The organism is Kribbella sp. WER1, assembly GCF_054189145.1.
The window spans coordinates 2,829,864-2,847,751 of the sequence record NZ_CM135186.1 but is presented as its reverse complement, the minus strand read 5'-3'; the positions used below and the strand labels follow the sequence as shown (position 1 = coordinate 2,847,751).

The 17,888-nt window shown below is 69.5% G+C and carries 18 protein-coding genes; 14 read left to right on the top strand and 4 right to left on the bottom strand.

The genetic code is table 11. From position 1 onward, the window contains the following. Positions 1–16 precede the first annotated feature (16 nt). On the top strand, positions 17–1,519 hold the full coding sequence (locus ACXJJ3_RS13905; RefSeq protein WP_458170441.1) for a CoA-acylating methylmalonate-semialdehyde dehydrogenase: 1,503 nt from the start codon (positions 17–19) through the stop codon (positions 1,517–1,519). Between the two features lie 155 nt (positions 1,520–1,674). Continuing rightward, positions 1,675–2,814, top strand: coding sequence for a hypothetical protein (locus ACXJJ3_RS13900; RefSeq protein WP_458170440.1), 1,140 nt, complete (start codon positions 1,675–1,677; stop codon positions 2,812–2,814). Positions 2,815–3,340: 526 nt separating this feature from the next. On the opposite strand, the gene ACXJJ3_RS13895 is transcribed toward ACXJJ3_RS13900, so the two are convergent. After that, positions 3,341–4,342 carry a Gfo/Idh/MocA family protein gene (locus ACXJJ3_RS13895; protein ID WP_458170438.1) on the bottom strand — a complete coding sequence of 334 codons (1,002 nt, stop codon included), beginning with the start codon at positions 4,340–4,342 and terminating at the stop codon, positions 3,341–3,343. Positions 4,343–4,601: 259 nt separating this feature from the next. Between ACXJJ3_RS13895 and ACXJJ3_RS13890 the strand changes: the two genes are divergently transcribed. The 8 genes from ACXJJ3_RS13890 to ACXJJ3_RS13855 all read left to right on the top strand — a co-directional run bounded on the left by ACXJJ3_RS13890 (position 4,602) and on the right by ACXJJ3_RS13855 (position 10,109). Further along, positions 4,602–5,345 (top strand): GntR family transcriptional regulator, encoded by a 744-nt coding sequence (locus tag ACXJJ3_RS13890; RefSeq protein WP_458170437.1) that lies wholly within the window; start codon positions 4,602–4,604, stop codon positions 5,343–5,345. Positions 5,346–5,564: 219 nt separating this feature from the next. Further along, on the top strand, positions 5,565–6,842 hold the full coding sequence (locus ACXJJ3_RS13885) for a CpaF family protein (protein ID WP_458170435.1): 1,278 nt from the start codon (positions 5,565–5,567) through the stop codon (positions 6,840–6,842). Continuing rightward, positions 6,842–7,702, top strand: coding sequence for a type II secretion system F family protein (locus tag ACXJJ3_RS13880; RefSeq protein ID WP_458170433.1), 861 nt, complete (start codon positions 6,842–6,844; stop codon positions 7,700–7,702). The genes ACXJJ3_RS13885 and ACXJJ3_RS13880 overlap by 1 nt, the downstream gene beginning before the upstream one ends. After that, positions 7,699–8,637 carry a type II secretion system F family protein gene (locus ACXJJ3_RS13875; protein WP_458170432.1) on the top strand — a complete coding sequence of 313 codons (939 nt, stop codon included), beginning with the start codon at positions 7,699–7,701 and terminating at the stop codon, positions 8,635–8,637. The genes ACXJJ3_RS13880 and ACXJJ3_RS13875 overlap by 4 nt, the downstream gene beginning before the upstream one ends. A 14-nt stretch (positions 8,638–8,651) precedes the next feature. Further along, positions 8,652–8,849, top strand: a complete 198-nt coding sequence (locus tag ACXJJ3_RS13870) for a hypothetical protein (protein ID WP_387663912.1) — start codon at positions 8,652–8,654, stop codon at positions 8,847–8,849. Continuing rightward, positions 8,849–9,235, top strand: coding sequence for a TadE/TadG family type IV pilus assembly protein (locus ACXJJ3_RS13865; protein WP_458170430.1), 387 nt, complete (start codon positions 8,849–8,851; stop codon positions 9,233–9,235). Before ACXJJ3_RS13870 ends, ACXJJ3_RS13865 begins: the two co-directional genes overlap by 1 nt. Then, the gene (locus tag ACXJJ3_RS13860) at positions 9,232–9,681 is read left to right on the top strand and encodes a TadE/TadG family type IV pilus assembly protein (protein WP_458170429.1); all 450 of its coding nucleotides are present in this window, start codon (positions 9,232–9,234) and stop codon (positions 9,679–9,681) included. The genes ACXJJ3_RS13865 and ACXJJ3_RS13860 overlap by 4 nt, the downstream gene beginning before the upstream one ends. Further along, positions 9,678–10,109, top strand: a complete 432-nt coding sequence (locus tag ACXJJ3_RS13855; RefSeq protein ID WP_458170427.1) for a pilus assembly protein TadG-related protein — start codon at positions 9,678–9,680, stop codon at positions 10,107–10,109. Before ACXJJ3_RS13860 ends, ACXJJ3_RS13855 begins: the two co-directional genes overlap by 4 nt. Here the strand turns inward: ACXJJ3_RS13855 and ACXJJ3_RS13850 are convergent. Further along, the gene (locus ACXJJ3_RS13850; protein ID WP_458170426.1) at positions 10,099–10,902 is read right to left on the bottom strand and encodes a hypothetical protein; all 804 of its coding nucleotides are present in this window, start codon (positions 10,900–10,902) and stop codon (positions 10,099–10,101) included. The genes ACXJJ3_RS13855 and ACXJJ3_RS13850 overlap by 11 nt on opposite strands. Before the next feature lie 70 nt (positions 10,903–10,972). Here ACXJJ3_RS13850 and ACXJJ3_RS13845 point away from each other — a divergent pair, with 70 nt between their 5' ends. From ACXJJ3_RS13845 to ACXJJ3_RS13835, 3 genes are read left to right on the top strand one after another with little or no spacing between them, the layout of a single operon-like run. Next, a complete protein-coding gene (locus ACXJJ3_RS13845; RefSeq protein ID WP_458170425.1) occupies positions 10,973–11,584 on the top strand; it encodes a TetR/AcrR family transcriptional regulator in 612 nt (203 codons plus the stop codon). 16 nt (positions 11,585–11,600) lie between these two features. Continuing rightward, positions 11,601–12,722: a peptide chain release factor 2 gene (gene prfB / locus ACXJJ3_RS13840; protein ID WP_458170424.1), complete on the top strand. Its 1,122-nt coding sequence runs from the start codon at positions 11,601–11,603 to the stop codon at positions 12,720–12,722. 31 nt (positions 12,723–12,753) lie between these two features. Further along, the gene (locus ACXJJ3_RS13835) at positions 12,754–13,470 is read left to right on the top strand and encodes a pentapeptide repeat-containing protein (protein WP_458170423.1); all 717 of its coding nucleotides are present in this window, start codon (positions 12,754–12,756) and stop codon (positions 13,468–13,470) included. On the opposite strand, the gene ACXJJ3_RS13830 is transcribed toward ACXJJ3_RS13835, so the two are convergent. After that, a complete protein-coding gene (locus tag ACXJJ3_RS13830; protein WP_458170422.1) occupies positions 13,433–14,878 on the bottom strand; it encodes an MFS transporter in 1,446 nt (481 codons plus the stop codon). The two genes, ACXJJ3_RS13835 and ACXJJ3_RS13830, sit on opposite strands and share 38 nt — an antisense overlap. Before the next feature lie 101 nt (positions 14,879–14,979). On the opposite strand from ACXJJ3_RS13830, the gene ACXJJ3_RS13825 reads away from it, so the two are divergent. Then, positions 14,980–15,954, top strand: a complete 975-nt coding sequence (locus ACXJJ3_RS13825; protein ID WP_458170420.1) for a helix-turn-helix transcriptional regulator — start codon at positions 14,980–14,982, stop codon at positions 15,952–15,954. On the opposite strand, the gene ACXJJ3_RS13820 is transcribed toward ACXJJ3_RS13825, so the two are convergent. Continuing rightward, positions 15,947–17,815 (bottom strand): cellulase family glycosylhydrolase, encoded by a 1,869-nt coding sequence (locus ACXJJ3_RS13820; RefSeq protein ID WP_458170419.1) that lies wholly within the window; start codon positions 17,813–17,815, stop codon positions 15,947–15,949. The two genes, ACXJJ3_RS13825 and ACXJJ3_RS13820, sit on opposite strands and share 8 nt — an antisense overlap. Between the last annotated feature and the right edge of the window lie 73 nt (positions 17,816–17,888).

Below are 17,888 nucleotides of genomic sequence, written 5' to 3'. Positions count from 1 at the left end.
AGTTGAGGAAGCAATCGTGAGTACTGAGAGCATGCGCATCACCCACCTGGTCGGCGGCAGCCCGTGGACCGGTGTGTCGGAGCGGACCAGCAAGGTCTACAACCCGGCGACCGGCCAGGTCACCGGCGAGCTGGACCTTGCCTCGGCGGCGACCGTCGACGAGGTCGTGAAGGTCGCTCACGACGCCTCGAAGGGCTGGGCGCAGACCTCGCTCACCAAACGCGCCCAGATCCTGTTCGCCTACCGCGAGCTCGTCAGCCGGGACAAGGAGCGCATCGCCGCGCTGATCACCGCGGAGCACGGCAAGGTGCTGTCGGACGCGCTCGGCGAGGTGACCCGCGGGCTCGAGGTGATCGAGTTCGCGTGCGGCATCCCGCACCTGCTCAAGGGCGGGTACAGCGAAGGCGTCTCGACGAAGGTCGACGTGTACTCGATCCGCCAGCCGCTCGGCGTCTGCGCGGTGATCTCGCCGTTCAACTTCCCGGCCATGGTGCCGATGTGGTTCGTCCCGATCGCGGTGGCCTGCGGCAACAGTGTGGTGATCAAGCCGTCCGAGAAGGACCCGTCGGCGGCGAATGCGATGGCCGAGCTGTGGAAGGAGGCCGGCCTGCCGGACGGCGTCGTGAACGTCGTACACGGCGACAAGGAGTCGGTCGACCGGCTGCTCGAGCATCCGGACGTCAAGTCGGTGTCGTTCGTCGGCTCGACGCCGATCGCCCGCTACGTGTACGAGACCGCGACCCGCAACGGGAAGCGGGTGCAGGCGCTCGGCGGCGCGAAGAACCACATGATCGTGCTGCCGGACGCGGACCTCGACCTGGCGGCGGACGCGGCCGTGAACGCCGGGTTCGGCTCGGCGGGCGAGCGCTGTATGGCGATCTCGGCGCTGGTCGCGGTCGAGCCGATCGCGGACGAGCTGATCGGCAAGATCAAGGACCGGATGGGCACGCTGCGGACCGGCGACGGGACCCGCGGCTGCGACATGGGCCCGCTGGTCACCGGCGAGCACCGGGACAAGGTCGCCGGGTACGTCGCGGCCGGGGTCGAGGCCGGCGCGGAGCTGGTGGTCGACGGCCGCGCGGGCGACTTCGACGGCGCCGACGACGGGTTCTGGCTGGGCCCGACGCTGTTCGACAAGGTCACGCCGGAGATGTCGATCTACACCGACGAGATCTTCGGGCCGGTGCTCTCGGTGCTGCGGACCACGTCGTACGACGCGGCGCTCGAGCTGGTGAACTCGAACCCGTACGGGAACGGGACGGCGATCTTCACCAACGACGGCGGCGCGGCGCGGCGGTTCCAGAACGAGGTCGAGGTCGGGATGGTCGGGATCAACGTGCCGATCCCGGTGCCGATGGCGTACTACTCGTTCGGCGGCTGGAAGAACTCGCTGTTCGGCGACACCCATGCGCACGGGACCGAGGGGGTGCACTTCTTCACCCGGGGCAAGGTGGTGACGTCACGCTGGCTGGATCCGTCGCACGGCGGGATCAACCTCGGGTTCCCGACCCACGACTGATTGACCGGTCGCGGGCTGGTTGGGTAGCGTCGAAGGGCGCGTGAGGGCGCGTCGAGACTCGCCGGAAGGCTGGAAGCCACCTCAATCCGACCCACGAGGCGGTTTGCCGACGCTCTCTTGAGGCCCGTGCGAGTCCGGGCGCGAGAGGACGCGTTGTGAGACTGCTGCCTGATCGGCCGAGTATCGAGTACCTGCGCAAGGAAGCCAAGGATCTCCTGGCTGTGCTGCGGGAATCCACACCGGACACGTCGCTTGCGGAAGCGCAGCGGGTGCTGGCCGGTGAGTACGGCGAACGTGACTGGCCGGCGTTGAAGGCCGAGGTCGAGCGGCGGGCGGCGGACACACCCGTCGCGCCCGCCGGGCTGGCGGAGGAGCTGGCCGCCGCGTTCGGTCTGGGGAAGATGATCGCGCCGGCCCGGCCGGTGACGTTCACGGCGATGGGCCGCTGCTGGGACATCACGACGGACCGCGGGCGATGGCTCGCGGTCACGGTCTACCAATGGATCACCAACGAGCAGGCCGAGCTCGGTACCCGGTTGCGGGATGCGGCAGTGGCCGCGGGGCTGGGGGCGCCGGTGCCTGCGCGGAGTCCGCACGGGCGGTTGATCGAGAGCGTGCGTGACGAGAGCTGGCGGGTGCACGAATGGCTCGAGGTTGGCCCATCGCCGGTGCTGCCGGTGTCGGCGGAGCTGGCTCGCCGTGCCGGAGCGATGTTCGGGACGCTGCACAGCCTCGCGATTGCGAGCGACGAGCCGATCCACTGGTATTTGACGCACCGGCGTTCGTACGACGAGTGGCAGCAGCTGCTCGGGCGGGCGCGGGCCGAGGACAAGCCTTGGGTGGAGCGGCTCGAGGCGTTGCTGCCGACGGTCCGCGAGCTGATGGAGGTCGAGCTGGAAGCTCCCGACCAGTTGATGCTCTGCAATCGGAACCTGATCCCGACGCATGTTCGGCAGCGGCGGGACGGCGAGCTGATGGCGATGGAATGGGATTTCGCCGGGTCGCTGACGCCGGAGCTGGAGCTCGGATCCGGGTTGACGCAATGGTTTCGGTCGGACGCCAAGGGGCTGCGGGCGTTCCGGGACGGGTACGGCGGCGTGCGGGCGTGGCCGCGGCTGGAGATGGGGTCGTTCGCGGTGGGGATCTCGGGGTGGCTCAACTGGTCGTACAACGCGTTCTGCGAGGCGATCGACCCGGAGGACGCCGATCGCGCGGTGTTCGCGGAGCGGGAGGCGGTCGGAGTGCTGGACCGGCCGATGACGTGTAAGGGCCTTGAGCAACTACTGGTGATGTGAGAGGGCGGCGGCCAGGGCCTCGGCTGCCGCGTGCTGGGGAACAGCCAGGCCATGGCCGGCCGCGATCAGCGCGCGCAGGGTGCGGAGGTTCGCGAGTGGAGCGGCGAGGTCCGGTGCGTCGACCCACCGAGCACCACCTGCGAACGCCCGCAGACGGTCAACGTGATCTCGGTCCCTGGACGAGTACGCCGCACCTCCCGCAACGCGACCGGTAGCGATGCCGCGAGCGTGAGCGTGCCCGGCGGCACCCTGATCGCCCGCCGTACGTCGGCCCGCGCGGCGTCCGGGCGGAGCAGCAACGGGTCCGCGTGTTCGAGCAGCCGCTCTCGAGTGCGGCGATGTGCCGGGAGTAGAACGGTCTACGGAGCGCTATCACTGTTCTTACGGGCTCGACAGCAGCCGTTTGGGCCTACTGACAGACAACGGCATGGTGTTCAGCCGGTACGACGGCGCGGGCCGGCGGCGGCGGCACGGGCCCGCGCCCGTTCGTCCAGGCGTTCGCGCATGCCGTTGCCGGCCGCAACGATCAGAGCGTCGAGGACGGCCGTGGCGTCATCCCGGCGGCGACGTAGCACTCGTCGATCAGCTGCATGGTGGCCAGCGCGTCGTCGGCGTCGGTGAGCAGCGGGGCGCCGTTGCGGATCGCCCCGGCGAACGCCTCCAGCTGGTACGTGTACGACGTACGGGTGCCGAGGTGCTCGACCCAGGTGTCTTCCTTGGTCGTCACGATCACGCGGTCGTCGTGCTGCGGCAGGACATAGGCCGGTGCGAACGCCTCGCCACGGCTGCCGACGACCTTCAGGCTGAACTCGACGCTCTCGGCAGCCATGCTGGTCCGCACCGTGCCGGTCGCGCCGCTCGGGAACTCCAGCTCCGCGTTGAGCCACTCGTCCACGCCAGGGACCCGCTTACGCTCGCCCGCGCGGGCGTTGAGCAGCTTCGGCGCGCCACCGGCGCACTGGGCGAACATGCGCTGCGCGTGCAATGCGTAGCAGCCGACGTCCATCACGGCGCCGCCCGCGAGCGGCAGAGACCAGCGCGGGTCCTCGTCAGCCGGCGGAGGCATCACCATGGTCGCCTCGACGTGCTGGAGGTCGCCCAGCTCACCCTTGGATACCAGCTCCAGCAGCCGGCGCATCACCGGGTGGTAGGCGTAGTGGAAGGCCTCCATGAACACCAGCCCGGACGCATGCACTGCCTCTTGCACCTGCAGTGCTTCGGCTGCGTTGCTGGCCGAGGGCTTCTCGGTCAGCACATGCTTGCCGGCCGCAAGAGCCCGCAGGTTCCACGGGCCGTGCAACCCGTTGGCCAACGGGTTGTAGATCGCTTCGATCTCGGGATCGTCCAGCAGCTCCTGGTACGACGCATGGACCCGTTCGACTCCGTGCTCGGTCGCGAACGCCGTGGCCCGGTCGGTGTCGCGGGCAGCGACGGCGACCAGCCGGGCTCCGGTCAGCTTGGCCGGCTCGACGATGGCCCGGTCGGTGATCCGGGCGGCACCGAGGATGCCGATCCGCAGCGGTTCCATGCCTTCTCCTTCGAGGGTCGGCCGCACCAGGTCGACAACGGGTCGAATCCGGTACGGCGGTGCGTTCGAGGGGCGTGTTCCGCCGGTAAGTAGCCCCCTGCGTCGACGGCGAACGCGCCATCCTGCCTGACGGGCGGTGCCGCCGGACACCGGCTGCCCGGGATCCGGACTCGGTTCACCGAACGTTCACCGCCGGGCATGTCTGATCAAATCCCCTCGGCGGCTCGACGGAAGCCGGTCCAGCCCTCAGGATGAGCCCATGAGTACCGTCCAGGTCCAGGTCGATCGGAACAGCCGGACGCCGTTGCACGTGCAGCTGGCGCAGCAGCTGGAGGCGGCCATTCAGGACGGTGAGCTGCCGGTCGGCTCCCGACTGAGCAACGAGGTGGACCTGGCGGAGGCGTACGGCCTCAGCCGCCCGACTGTGCGGCAGGCGATCGCCCGGCTGGTCGACCAGGGCCTGCTGGTGCGTAAGCGCGGTGTCGGCACCCAGGTCGTCGGCAGCTCCGGACAGGTACGCCGTTCCCTCGAACTGACCAGCCTGTACGACGACCTGACCGCGGCGCACCGCAAACCGGAGACCGACGTACTGCGCTTCGGCATCTCTCCGGCCACCGCGGAAGTTGCTGCCGCCCTGCAATGCGAGCAGGACGACCGGGTACTACGCCTGGAACGACTCCGGCGTGCCGACGGCGAACCGCTGGCACTGATGCGGAACTGGTTGCCGCCCGAGATCCTCGAGACGGATCCGGCAACGCTTGCCGAACGCGGGCTCTACCAATTACTGCGCGCCGAGGGCGTCCGGCTGAAGGTCGCGCATCAGACCATCTCGGCCATTCCCGCGACGGCCGAGCAGGCGCGGCTGCTGTCGGAGGAGCCGGGCGCACCGTTGCTGGCGACGACCCGGATCACGTACGACGACCACGGCCAGCCGGTCGAGTACGGCTCCCACCTGTACCGCGCGAGCCGCTACTCGTTCGAGCACACGCTCGTGCACCGCTGACCCACCCTGGCGGCCGCGGACCGTTACGTGGCCGATTGCAACAAGATGCAAGATTCTGGACCTCCCGTAAGCCGACCGATACGGTGAGTGAGCCACCGGCATGTCACGGTTATCCACAGGCGGCCTGATGCGAGTGGCGTCCGGTGCGCAGGAGTTGAAAGGATGGTCGCGGATGGTGACCGAGCGTGGTCGCCGGACGGGACCGACACGGGGAGATCGATGACAGCGGACAGGCTCGACGCGCACCGCTCCGGCTGGAACGGCGCGATTGAGCTGATCGACGCCCAGGTGCGTGACCTGGTCCGCCGCGAGGGCATCGACCCGCTCCGCGACCCGGGCGCGGTGAACCAGATCGTCGCGAACGTCGTCCGGGAGTACGACGAGCGCAGCTTGACCGGCGTGGTGCCGCCGATCGGTGACCTGGAGGCGGTCAGCCGCGAGGTGCACGACCGGGTCGCGGGCTTCGGGCCGCTGCAGCGCTACCTGGACGACCCGACCGTCGAGGAGATCTGGATCAACGAGCCGAGCCGGGTGTTCATCGCCCGCGACGGCCGGCACGAGCTGACCACCACGGTGCTGACCGAGGAGGAGGTCGGCGACCTGGTCGAGCGGATGCTGAAGACCACCGGCCGCCGGATCGACGTCTCGCAGCCGTTCACCGACGCCCGGCTCCCGGACGGCAGCCGGGTGCACATCGTGCTCGGCGGCATCACCCAACGGTACGCCGCGATCAACATCCGCAAGTTCACCGTCCGGGCGACCCGGCTGACCGACATGGTGCAGCTCGGGTCGCTGACGCCGCACGCGGCCGCGGTGCTCGAGGCCTCCGTTGCCGTCGGCCTCAATGTGCTGGTCTCCGGCGGCACCCAGGCCGGCAAGACCACGATGCTGAACGCGCTGGCCGGCTCGATCCCCGGCAGCGAGCGGGTGATCAGCTGCGAGGAGGTCTTCGAGATCAAGCTGCCGATCCCCGACTGGGTGTCGATGCAGACCCGGCAGGCCGGGCTCGAGGGCACCGGCGAGGTGCGGCTGCGCGACCTGGTGAAGGAGTCGCTGCGGATGCGGCCGTCCCGGGTGATCGTCGGCGAGGTGCGCGGCGAGGAGTGCCTCGACCTGCTGCTGGCGCTGAACAGCGGCCTCCCCGGCATGTGCACCATCCATGCGAACTCGGCCCGCGAGGCGCTGACCAAGATGTGCACGCTGCCGCTGCTGGCCGGGGAGAACATCGGCTCCCGGTTCGTGCTGCCGACCGTGGCCGGCTGCGTCGACCTCGTCGTACACCTCGGGGTCGCGGCGGACGGGCGGCGCCGGGTGCGCGAGATCGTCGCGGTGACCGGGCGGCTCGAGGAGCAGGCGATCGAGACCGAGACGCTGTTCGCGACGCACGACGGGTACCTGCGGCGTGCGGAGGGGCAGTTGCCGCATGTGGACCGGTTCCAGCAGGCGGGGTACAACGTGGCCGGCCTGCTCACCGAGCTGCCGCGAGGCGGCGGCTGATGGGGCTGCTGATCGGGTTGTTCTTCGGGGTCGGGCTGCTGCTGATCATCGCGGCGTTCGTGGCGCCCGCCGAGACCGTGCCGGGCGCGGACGGGCGGTTGCGCGGCCGGAGCCGGGACCTGCTCGCGAGCGCGGGGATCGAAGGGCTGACGCCGGGGGCGTTCATCGGCGCCTGCGTGATCATGGCGGTGGTCGCGTTCCTGCTGATGTTCGTGGTGTCCAAGACGTTGCCGGTGGCCTTGGTCTTCGCGTTGATGGCGGGCTGGGTGCCGATCGCGCTGGTCCGGTCGCGGGCCCGGAAGCGGCTGGCCGAGTTCCGTGAGCTGTGGCCGGACGTGGTGGACAACATCGCGTCGGCCGTCCGGGCCGGGCTGTCGTTGTCGGAGGCGCTCGCCCAGGTCGGTGAGCGCGGGCCGTTGCCGTTGCGCGACCCGTTCCGGCGGTTCGGTGCGGACTACGCCTCGACCGGGCGGTTCGCCGAGTCGCTGGACCGGTTGAAGGCGCGGCTGGCCGACCCGGTCGGTGACCGCGTCGTGGAGGCGTTGCGGATCGCGCGTGAGGTCGGAGGTGGCGACCTCGGCCGGCTGCTGCGGTCGCTGTCGTCGTTCCTGCGCGAGGACGCGCGGACCCGGTCCGAGCTCGAGTCGCGGCAGTCGTGGTCGGTCAACGGCGCTCGGGTCGCGGTCGCGGCGCCCTGGCTGGTGTTGCTGCTGCTGTCGTTCCAGGGCGACGTCATCCAGCGGTACAACTCGCCCGTCGGCGCGCTGATCATCGCGGTCGGCGCCGTCATCTGCGTGATCGCATACCGCGTGATGCTGCGGATCGGCCGGCTGCCCGAGCCCGAGCGGGTGCTGCGATGAACCCGTTCCTGCTCGGCGGTTTCCTCGGCGCGGTGCTCGGCGCCGGGGTGCTGATCGTCGTACTGCGGTTGCCGTTCCTGCGGAAACCCACCGTGGACGAGCGGATCTCGCCGTACCTGCGGGATCTCGGCGCGCCCGACGTGTTCGTCGGCGTCGTCGACTCGCGGTCGCCGTTCTACGCGATCCTGCGGCTCTTCGGTCCGTCGCTGCGATCCGCGGCCGGGCGGCTCGAGCGGATCCTCGGCGGCGCGAACACGATCCGCCGGCGGCTGCAGCGGGCCGGGATGGACCGGACGGTCGAGGAGTTCCGGATCGAGCAGTTGCTCTGGGGTGCGATCGCGTTCGGGGCCGGGCTGGTGATCTCGATCGTCGCGGTCGCGGTCGGTCTCGGCGATCCGGTGGCGTTGCTGATCTTCTGCCTGGTGCTCGGGATCACCGGTGTGCTCGGCCGGGACACGTACCTGACGTCCCAGGTGCGGCGGCGGGAGCGGCGGCTGCTGGCGGAGCTGCCGACCGTGGCCGAGCTGCTGGCGTTGTCGGTCGCCGCCGGTGAAGGTCCGGCCGCCGCGCTCGACCGGGTCGCGCGATCGTCGCGCGGCGAGCTGGCGAACGAGCTGAAACGCGTCCTGGCGGAGACCAGGGCGGGAGAGTCTCTGGTCCGTGCGCTCGACGCGCTCGCGGACCGGACCGGGTTGCTGGCGCTGTCGCGCTTCGCGGACGGGCTGGCGGTGGCGCTCGAACGCGGCACCCCACTGGCCGACGTCCTGCGGGCGCAGGCCGGCGACATCCGGGAAGCCGGGCGCCGCGAGCTGATCGAGTCCGGCGCGCGCCGCGAGGTCGCCATGATGGTCCCGGTGATCTTCCTGGTCTTGCCGGTGACCATCGCATTCGCCTTCTACCCGGGCGCTGTCGGAATCCGGCTGATCGCCGGATGAATTGAGGAGAGGTCATGTCCCTGTACCTGACGAGGCTGTTCCTGACGCTGCTGCTGAAGCCGCGTCCGGCGCGGACCGAGCGCGGCGACGTCCCCGGCTGGGTGCTGATCACCGTGATGACGGCCGGCCTGGTCGTCGCGATCTGGAAGCTGGCCGGCGACCAGCTCGCCAAGATGCTCAGCGACGCGCTGTCGTCGGTCACCAACAAGTAATGGGCCGATCCCGCGGCGAGCGGGGATCGGCTGTCGTCGACTTCGTCCTGGTCTCGACGATCCTGGTGCCGCTGTTCCTCGGCATCCTGCAGGTCGGCCTGTTCCTGTACGTCCGCAACACCGTGACCGCCGCCGCCTCCGAAGGCGCGCACTACGCGGCCGTGCTGAACCGGGCACCGGCCGACGGTGCGACGCGGACCCGGGAGCTGATCAGTGGCGTGGTCGCGGACAACCTGGTCGACTCGGTGTCGGGCGACGCGACCGACATCGACGGGCAGCCCGGCGTCGTGGTGTCGGTGCGTGCCCACATGCCCCCGCTCGGGATGTGGGGCCCGGGCATCGCCTTCACCGTCCAGGGCCATGCGGTGAAGGAGACAGGCGAGTGAAGCGCCGCAGGGACGAGCGGGGCAGCGCGGTGGTGGAGTTCTCCTGGCTGGCGATTCTGCTGATGGTGCCGCTGGTGTACATGATGCTCGGGGTGTTCGACGTCCAGCGGGCGTCGTACGGCGCGACCGCGGCGACGCGGGCCGCGGGGCGGGCGTTCGTGATCGTGCCGGACGGGGTGTCCGAGGACGAGGCGCGGGCGCGGGCGTTCGCGGCCGCGCAGCTGGCGATGAGGGACCAGGGGATGGAGCTGTCAACGGACGAGCTCCGGATCAGCTGCAACCCGGCGTGTCTGCAGCCTGGGTCGACCGTGACCGTGTCGCTGGAGACCAAGGTCCGGTTGCCGCTGATCCCGGACGCGCTCGGCGGTGAGCCGCCGGCGATCCGGATCAGCGCCTCGCACACCGAGGCGTTCGGCGACTACCGCGAAGCCAAGGGGGACGGATGACCCGCCGCAAGCGCGGCGAGGACGGGCAGATGACCATGCTGATCGTCGGGTTCACCGTGGTGATCCTGCTGATGGTGGTCGTGGTGACCGACATCTCCAAGGCGTTCCTGGTCCGTCGCGATCTGGATTCCACCGCCGACGGCGCTGTCCTCGCCGCCGCGAACGGGCTCGCCGCGGTCTACGCGCAGCCCGGCGCGGGCGCGAACGCCGCGATCGATCCGGACCAGGCGCGGCGGCTGACCGCGGACTACCTCGACGATGTGGCCGCGAGCAACAGGTTCGACAACCTCGACTGGTCGGTGGACGTCGAGGGTACGACGGTGACGGTCCGCCTCACGTCCACGACCCAGCTGCCGTTCCGCCCGCCGGGCTTCCCCGGCACCGCCGACGTGGCGTCCGAATCCGCCGCGATCGTCCCTATCCGTTGAACAGGCCGGGGTTGTCGTTCAGCCAGGTTGTGAAGGTCCGTGCGGTGTGGCCGGTGAGGAGTTCGACGCCGGGCTCGATCGTGGCGGGGGACCCGACGCGGGACGCCCAGTAGGCCAGCAGCGTCTCGCGTTGCCCTTCGTCGCGCATCCCCAGCTCGGCGCGGGCCTCGTCCGGCGTCAGGTCGACAGCCTCGATCGGTACGCCGGTAACCGCCGTGACGAGCTCGATCTGGTGCCGCCGCGTCATCGACTCCGGCCCGGTCATCGGGTACCCGCGGCCGTCGTGCCGGTTGCCCGGACCGTCCAGCAGGACCCGGACCGCGGCGTCGGCGATGTCGCGCTCGTGGATCGGCGCCTCCTCGGCATCCAGGTACGGCAGCCGGATCTGGCCGGTCGCGCGGACCTGGTACGCCCAGTACTTCGCGTTGCTCATGAACGCGCCGGGCTGCAGCCGGGTGGTCGCGTACGAACCGGTGGCGATCACCTGCTCGGTCTTGGCGTGCGGGTCCTCCGGGCCGCCGAGTGACGACAGCGACGAGAGCAGCACGACCTGCTTGACGCCGGCGGCTTCGGCCGCGGCCACGAAGGCGGGCGCCGTCGACGGGTCGGAGTACAGGAAGACTTGGCTGATGCCCTGGAGGGCGGGGGCCGGGTCGGCGGCGTCGTACGCGACCGCCGAGGTGATGGCGGACGGCTCGCGGCTGGCGACGCGGACGTCCTGGCCGGCCTCGGTCAGCAGCGCGGTGACGGCGCGGGCGATCGCGCCGCGGCCGCCGGTGACGAGAATCGTCATTGGATGTGCTCCAAAGATGTAGTGACTACAAGAATGGATTCAGTAAAACAGATCCACTAGAGTGAGCGCAATGGAGCTCGGGCGGCGGGAACGCAAGAAGCAGCAGACACGGCAGGCCATCTCGGATGTGGCCACCGGTCTGTTCCTCGAGCGCGGCTTCGACGCGGTCACGGTCGCCGAAGTGGCCCGGGCCGCGGACGTCGCCGTACAGACCGTGTTCAACCACTTCCCGGCCAAGGAGGACCTGTTCTTCGACGAGGCCGGGTGGTGGCGCGGCCCGGCGCGGGCGGTGCGCGAGGCGCCGGCCGATGCGGATCCGGTCGGCGTGCTGGAAACGCAGTACCTGAAGGAGACCCGGGAGCGGCTCGAGGTCGGGCATCTGGCCACCTGGAAGCAGTTCGTGCGCACGATCGAGGGCAGTCCTGCCTTGCTGGCGCGGCGGCGGCTGACCGCCGAGGAGCTGGAGCGGTCGCTCACCGAGGCGCTCGACGAGCGGTCCCCGGATCACCTGAAGAACCGCCTGACGGCCGCCTTGTACGCCGCCGCGCAGAAGGTGCTGGAGGAGCGGTTGATGACGGTCCTGCCCGACGACGCGTCGCCCGCGGAGCTCGCCCAGGCGCAGCGGGAGCTGGAGCTGGCGGTCGCCGAAGTCTTTACCGTTCTTCGTCGCGGTCTCGGCTGAGCTAAGCTCCTTGGTTGTGGCTGGACTGGATTTTGACGCGGAGCTGAAGCAGCTCGACGCGACGATGACCTCGATCGAGAAGGTGCTCGATCTCCCTGCGCTGCGCAAGGAGATCGACGAGCTCGGCGAGCAGGTCGCTGCGCCCGACCTCTGGGACGACCAGGCGAACGCGCAGAAGGTGACGTCGCGACTGTCCAGCCTGCAGGCCGACGTCGAGCGGGTCACCGGACTGCGCGGCCGGCTCGACGACCTCGGGGTGCTGGTCGAGCTGGGCCGTGAGGAGAACGACGCGGACAGCCTGGCCGAGGCGGAGAAGGAGCTGGGCTCGGTCGCTAAGGCGATCCAGTCGCTCGAGGTCCGCACGCTGCTGTCCGGCGAGTACGACGAGCGTGAGGCGCTGGTCACGATCCGTTCCGGGGCGGGCGGCGTGGACGCGGCGGACTTCGCCGAGATGCTGCAGCGGATGTACCTGCGGTACGCCGAACGGCACGGGTACCCGACCGAGGTCTACGACACGTCGTACGCCGAAGAGGCCGGGATCAAGTCGACGACCTTCGGGGTCAAGGCGCCGTACGCGTACGGGACGCTGTCCGTCGAGTCGGGTACGCACCGGCTGGTGCGGATCTCGCCGTTCGACAACCAGGGCCGCCGGCAGACGTCGTTCGCCGCCGTCGAGGTGGTCCCGGTGCTCGAGCAGACCGACGAGATCGACGTACCGGAAGAAGAGCTGCGGATCGACGTGTACCGGTCGTCGGGGCCGGGCGGGCAGAGCGTCAACACCACCGACTCCGCGGTCCGGATCACGCACCTTCCGACCGGCACCGTGGTCTCCTGCCAGAACGAGAAGTCCCAGCTGCAGAACAAGGCCAGCGCGATGGTCATCCTGAAGGCCAAGCTGCTCGCGCTGAAGAAGGCCGAGGAGCGGGCGCAGCTGGACGCGCTGCGCGGCGACGTGGCCGGTTCGTGGGGCGACCAGATGCGCTCGTACGTCCTGCACCCGTACCAGATGGTGAAGGACCTGCGGACGCAGTACGAGTCCGGGAACACGTCCGGTGTCTTCGACGGCGAGATCGACGAGTTCATCGAGGCCGGCATCCGCTGGCGCCGGACCGGCCAGACGGTTGCCGACCAGAACTGACCCCCGAAGCAGGCTCCGCGCCGACTGTAGTATGTGCGTCGGCCTCTGCTGTGTCGTACTGACGTTCGCGAAGTCGGCGGACTTCGCCATCGACAAGCCCGCGGGTGACCCCTGCCCGAACCTGAGCGCCGACCACCGCTGCACGATCCACAGCCGGCTCCGCGGCGAGGGCTTCCCGGGCTGCACCGTGTACGACTGCTTCGGTGCCGGCCAGGAGCTGACGCGGCGCGGACCGGAGCTGTACGCCGCCCTCCCGATCCTCCGCCAGCTCCACGAGCTCCTGTGGTACTTGACGGAAGCCCTTGAGTACAACGCGAACGCGCAACCGGCGATCGACCGCGTCGAGGCCATCAGCCGTACGCCGAACCTCGAAGCCGTCGACGTCGCCGCGGAACGGGCCCTGGTCAACGAGATCCTCCTGCAGACCAGCCTGGCTGTCCGCGGCAAGCAACCCAAGAAGAAGGAGCGCCGCGGCGCCGACCTCGTCGGAGCCCGCCTCCGCAACGCCGACCTCTCGAAGGCCAACCTCCGCGGCGCCTACCTGATCGGCGCCGACCTCCGCAACGCCAACCTCCGTCAGGCAGACCTGATCGGCGCCGACCTCCGCACCACAGACCTCCGCGGCGCCGACCTGACGGGCGCCCTCTTCCTCACCCAATCCCAGGTCAACGCCGCACAAGGCGACCAAAGCACCAAGCTCCCAACCGCTCTTACGCGCCCTTCCCACTGGTACGCAGCAGATGAGTGACCGGGGTCATCAGCAGCGAGATGACCGTGATGGCCAGGCCTACCGCAGCTAGTGCGCCGCCTTGGCCCCATGAGGTTGCGGAGAGGGACAGGTAGGCCGTGCCTACTGTGGCGGCGCCCAGGGCGAGGCAGGTCTGTTGGGTGGTGAGGAGGATGCCGCTGCCCATGCCTGCTTGGGTTGGTGGGACCTGGCCGACTACTACGCCGATGAGGGGCACCATGACGAGCCCGGAGCCCACACCGGCTACCAGGAGCGGTGCGCCGATGGTGAGTGGCGTGACGTGGGGCCAGAGGGTGAGGGCGACTACGGCGAGGAGGGCGTAGCCGACGGCCTGGATGATCCAGCCTCGGAGGATGAGGCCTGCTCCGTAGCGTTGTTGGAGTTGGGGGCCGTAGACCGAGGTGATCAGGAAGCCGACAGCCAGGGGGAGCAGGCTCAGACCGCCTTCCAGTGGAGTCATGTGCGCTTCGCCTTGTGTGGCGAGTGCGAAGCAGAACATGAAGCCGCCGAAGGTGGTGAAGAAGCCGACCGCCAGCAGTAGGCCGAGCCGCATCGCGCGTAGCCGCAGGACGGTCGGTGGGATCAACGGGGAGCGCCCGGAGCGTTCAGCCCGGTGCTGGTGCACTGCCAGGCCGGCTGTGGCCGGGATGACGGCGGCCAGGCTCAGCCACGTCCACAGCGGCCAGCCGAGCGGCCTGCCTTCCGTGAGCGGCAACAGCAGCAGTACGAGCGTGATTGCGAGCAGTACGGCGCCTACCAGGTCAACGCGGTGCACCTGGTCCGCCTTGCTCTCCGGTACTACCCGGAGCGCGGCGATGATCGCCAGGATGCCGACCGGGACGAAGATCAGGAACACCGCGCGCCAGCCGAGCCCGAACAGGTTCGCCTCGATCAGGACGCCGCCGAGGATCTGGCCGAGTGCGGCCGCGATCCCGTTGGCGACGCCGAACCAGGCCATCGCGCGAGCCCGGTGCTCGCCGGACAGCAGGCTCGTGATCGACGCGAGGACCTGCGGCGTGACCGCGGCGCCGGAGACGCCCTGGACGATCCGGGCCGCGAGCAGGACGCCGATCGTCGGGGCGATCGCGCAGATCAGGGCGGTCACGGTGAAACCCGCGAGCCCGATCAGGAACAGCCGGCGGCGGCCGAAGCTGTCGCCGAGCCGCCCGCCGACGACCAGCAGCGTCGCGACCGCGATGCCGTACCCGCCGACGACGAGCTGCAGTTGGCCGGCGTCCGCGCGCAAGTCCTTCGCGATGGCCGGGAGCGAGACGTTGATCATAAAGAAGGAAAGCGCCGGCAGCAGGGCGCCGAAGAGCAAGCTGGAGAGGGCCATCGGCCCCAACCCCGTGGCGGCCCGTGACCGGGCGCCGACCGGGACAGTGGTGGCTTGGAGCTGGTCTGTCATGTGACCAGCGTGAGCGCATCCCGAGCCTGGTGGTGAGAGCCTGGTTATCCTATTACTCGCAGCACCTGGCACCCGGCTCGGACGATGTCCATGATGGAAGCATGACAGCCGCCACCGACACAACGGCAACGGCCCAGCGCCGTGAGCTCGGGGTCTTCCTGCGCAGCCGCCGCGAACGTATCCGGCCGGACGAGGTCGGCTTCGCGCCGGGCGGCCGCCGCCGGACGCCGGGGCTGCGGCGGGAGGAGGTCGCGCTGCTCGCCGGCGTCGGTGTCACCTGGTACACCTGGCTGGAGCAGGGCCGCGACATCAACGTGTCCGCGCAGGTGCTGGACGCGATCGCGACCGCACTCCGCTTCGACCGGCAGGAGCGGACGCACCTGTTCCGGCTGGCCGGGCTGCAGTTCGGGCCGACGCAGGGCGCGTGCTCGGCGTTGCCGCCGTCAGTCCGCAAGACCCTGGACGCGGTCTCGCCGTACCCGGCGCTGGTGCTGAACGAGCGGTACGACATCCTCGCGTTCAACGAGGCGTACTGCCGGGTCGTCCTGGATCTGGAGCGGGTGCCGGTCGAGGAGCGGAACATGCTCTGGCTGAACTTCGTGTCGGAGGCCTGGAAGTGCACCTTCGTCGACGCCGAGACGACCAAGCACCACATGGTCGCGGCGTTCCGTTCCGCGTCGGCCGAACACGTCGGTGACGCGCTCTGGCAGGACCTGATCGAGGGGCTGCTGAGCAGTTCGCCGTACTTCGCGGAGCTGTGGGAGCGGTACGACGTGGCGGCGCCGAGCACCCGGATGAAGACGCTCGACGTGGCGGGGTACGGGCTGCTCCGGATCGACCCGGTGAACCTCTGGCTGTCGCAGCTCGGGCCGCTCCGGGCGACCGTGTACACGGCGTTCGACGACGAGACCGAGGACAAGCTCCGCCGGATCGTCGCCGCGCCGGCCGCGACCCCAGCCTGCGCACAGACGGAGACACAGACAGAGACACAGACGGATGGCCCGGCTGCCGGGGCGGGCCAGCCGGGCCGGGCCCCGGCCGCCGGGCAGGACGGCCGGGGAGTCTTCGTCAGCTGATCGGGATCCCCGGGTTGGTCAGCGCCTTCCCGCCGGTCATGGTGTTGCTGCGGGCAACCGTCACCTTGCATGTGGATGCGTTGTAGTTGGTGATGTTGAACGCGTACCGCCCGCTCCCGGTCGCGCCGGTGAGGTCGGACTTGTTGCCGCGGAACACCGTCCCGCAACCCCATCCGGACTGCTGGGTGTGCGTCTCGTACCCGTTGTTCGTGGTGTTCTTGCCGGTGTTGTTCTCGATCACGTAGTCGTTGCCCTTGGCATCGACCCAGCTGTCGTCGAAGTTCGCGCCGGTCAGGCCCTTGCCGTCGAAGGTGTTCCCGGACACCAGCCCGCCGGTCGTCCCCTCCTTGAGGTCGACCGCCTCGCCGCCGACGTCCGGGCCGATCGTGTTGCCGACGATCTGCACGTGGTCGGACCTGTCCGACGTGCCGCCCGCGGTGCCGACGTACACGCCCTCGCCCATCCCGCGGCCGTCGTTGCCGGTGTCGTAGATCCGCGAGTTCCGGATCACGCCGTACGTCGAGCTGTTCCGGAAGTGCACGCCTTCCATGTCGAGGCCGTGCACGGTCACGCCGTCGATCGTGACGTGGGTGGCGCCGTCGACCATGATGCCCTTCTGGCCGCCGGTGACCGTGATGCCGCGGACGTTCCAGTACGACGCGCCGTTCAGGTGCAGGCCGTAGCCGCCGCTCGCGGTGAGCACGGCCTTCGCGGATCCGGCTAGCGTGATCGGCGCGGAGGAACTTCCGGAAACCGTTGTCTTGAAGTTTCCGGAATACGTTCCGTCGGCGAGCTCGATGGTGTCGCCGGGCTTGGCGTTCGCGAGCGCGGCCTTGAGCTCGGCGGAGGTACTGACGTCGGCCGCTGCCGAAACCGTCCGGTTGCGGAGGTGGTCGCGGATCCACACGCCGGCCGGTTTGAGCATCGACGTACCGGCGAAGTCGTTCCCCGCGCAGGTGCCTTCCTTGAAGACGGCGCCGGAGCGGAAGTCGTCGGAGAAGTTCCAGTTCGTCCAGCCGATCTGCTTGCTGTCCAGGAAGTCCAGGTACTTCTGCGACCAGGTGAAGTCGTTGCCGCCGTCACCGGTGTACGTCTGGGTGCCGAACTCCGTGACGAACAACGGGATCTTGTCCGCGGCCCGGCTCAGCGCGTCCAGGTACTCCTGCCGGTGGGACGCCGCGTAGAAGTGGAACGTGTACATCAGGTTGGACGCCTTGACCGGGTTGTCGATCACGTCTGCCTCGGTCCGGCCGTCGGAGACGCCGAGCGAGGACCAGCCGTGGGTGCCGACGAAGATCACGCCGTCCGGGTCCTTGGCGCGGATCACCGGGACCAGTTGCTCGGCGTACGACTTGATGCCGGCCCACGAGACGCCGTTCGGCTCATTGGCGATGTCGTAGATGATGTTGTTCTTGTCCTTGTGCCGATCGGCGATCTCGGCGAAGAACTTCTTGGCGAGTGCGAGGTTCGCGTTCGGGTCGCCGGGGTCGAGTTGGTGCCAGTCGACCAGGGCATAGAGGCCGCGCTTGGTGGCTTCCTCGATCAGGTTGTCGACAAGCTTGGTGTACTTGACGGGGTCAGTCTCGTAGCCGCCTTCCTGCACGTACATCGAGATGCGCAGGATGTCGGCTTTCCAGTCGTTCGCGAGGGCGTCGAGCGAGGCGGTCTTGAGGCAGTTCGCGTACCACTGGAGGCCGTGCGTACTCATCCCGCGCAGCTGGACGGGTTCGTTGCGCTCGTTGCAGAGCTTGGTGCCGCACACGTGCAACTGGCCGTTGCGGCCGACAGGCGTGTCCGCGGCTTGGGCGGGAAGGACGGTCGAGGCGGCCAGCAGGACGCCGGCCACGAGCGTTCGGATCATGAACTTCCTCCGAGGGGGCGTCGGGGAGGATGATTAGGAAGGTTTCCTAACAGTTCACGTGAACCTAGAGGTT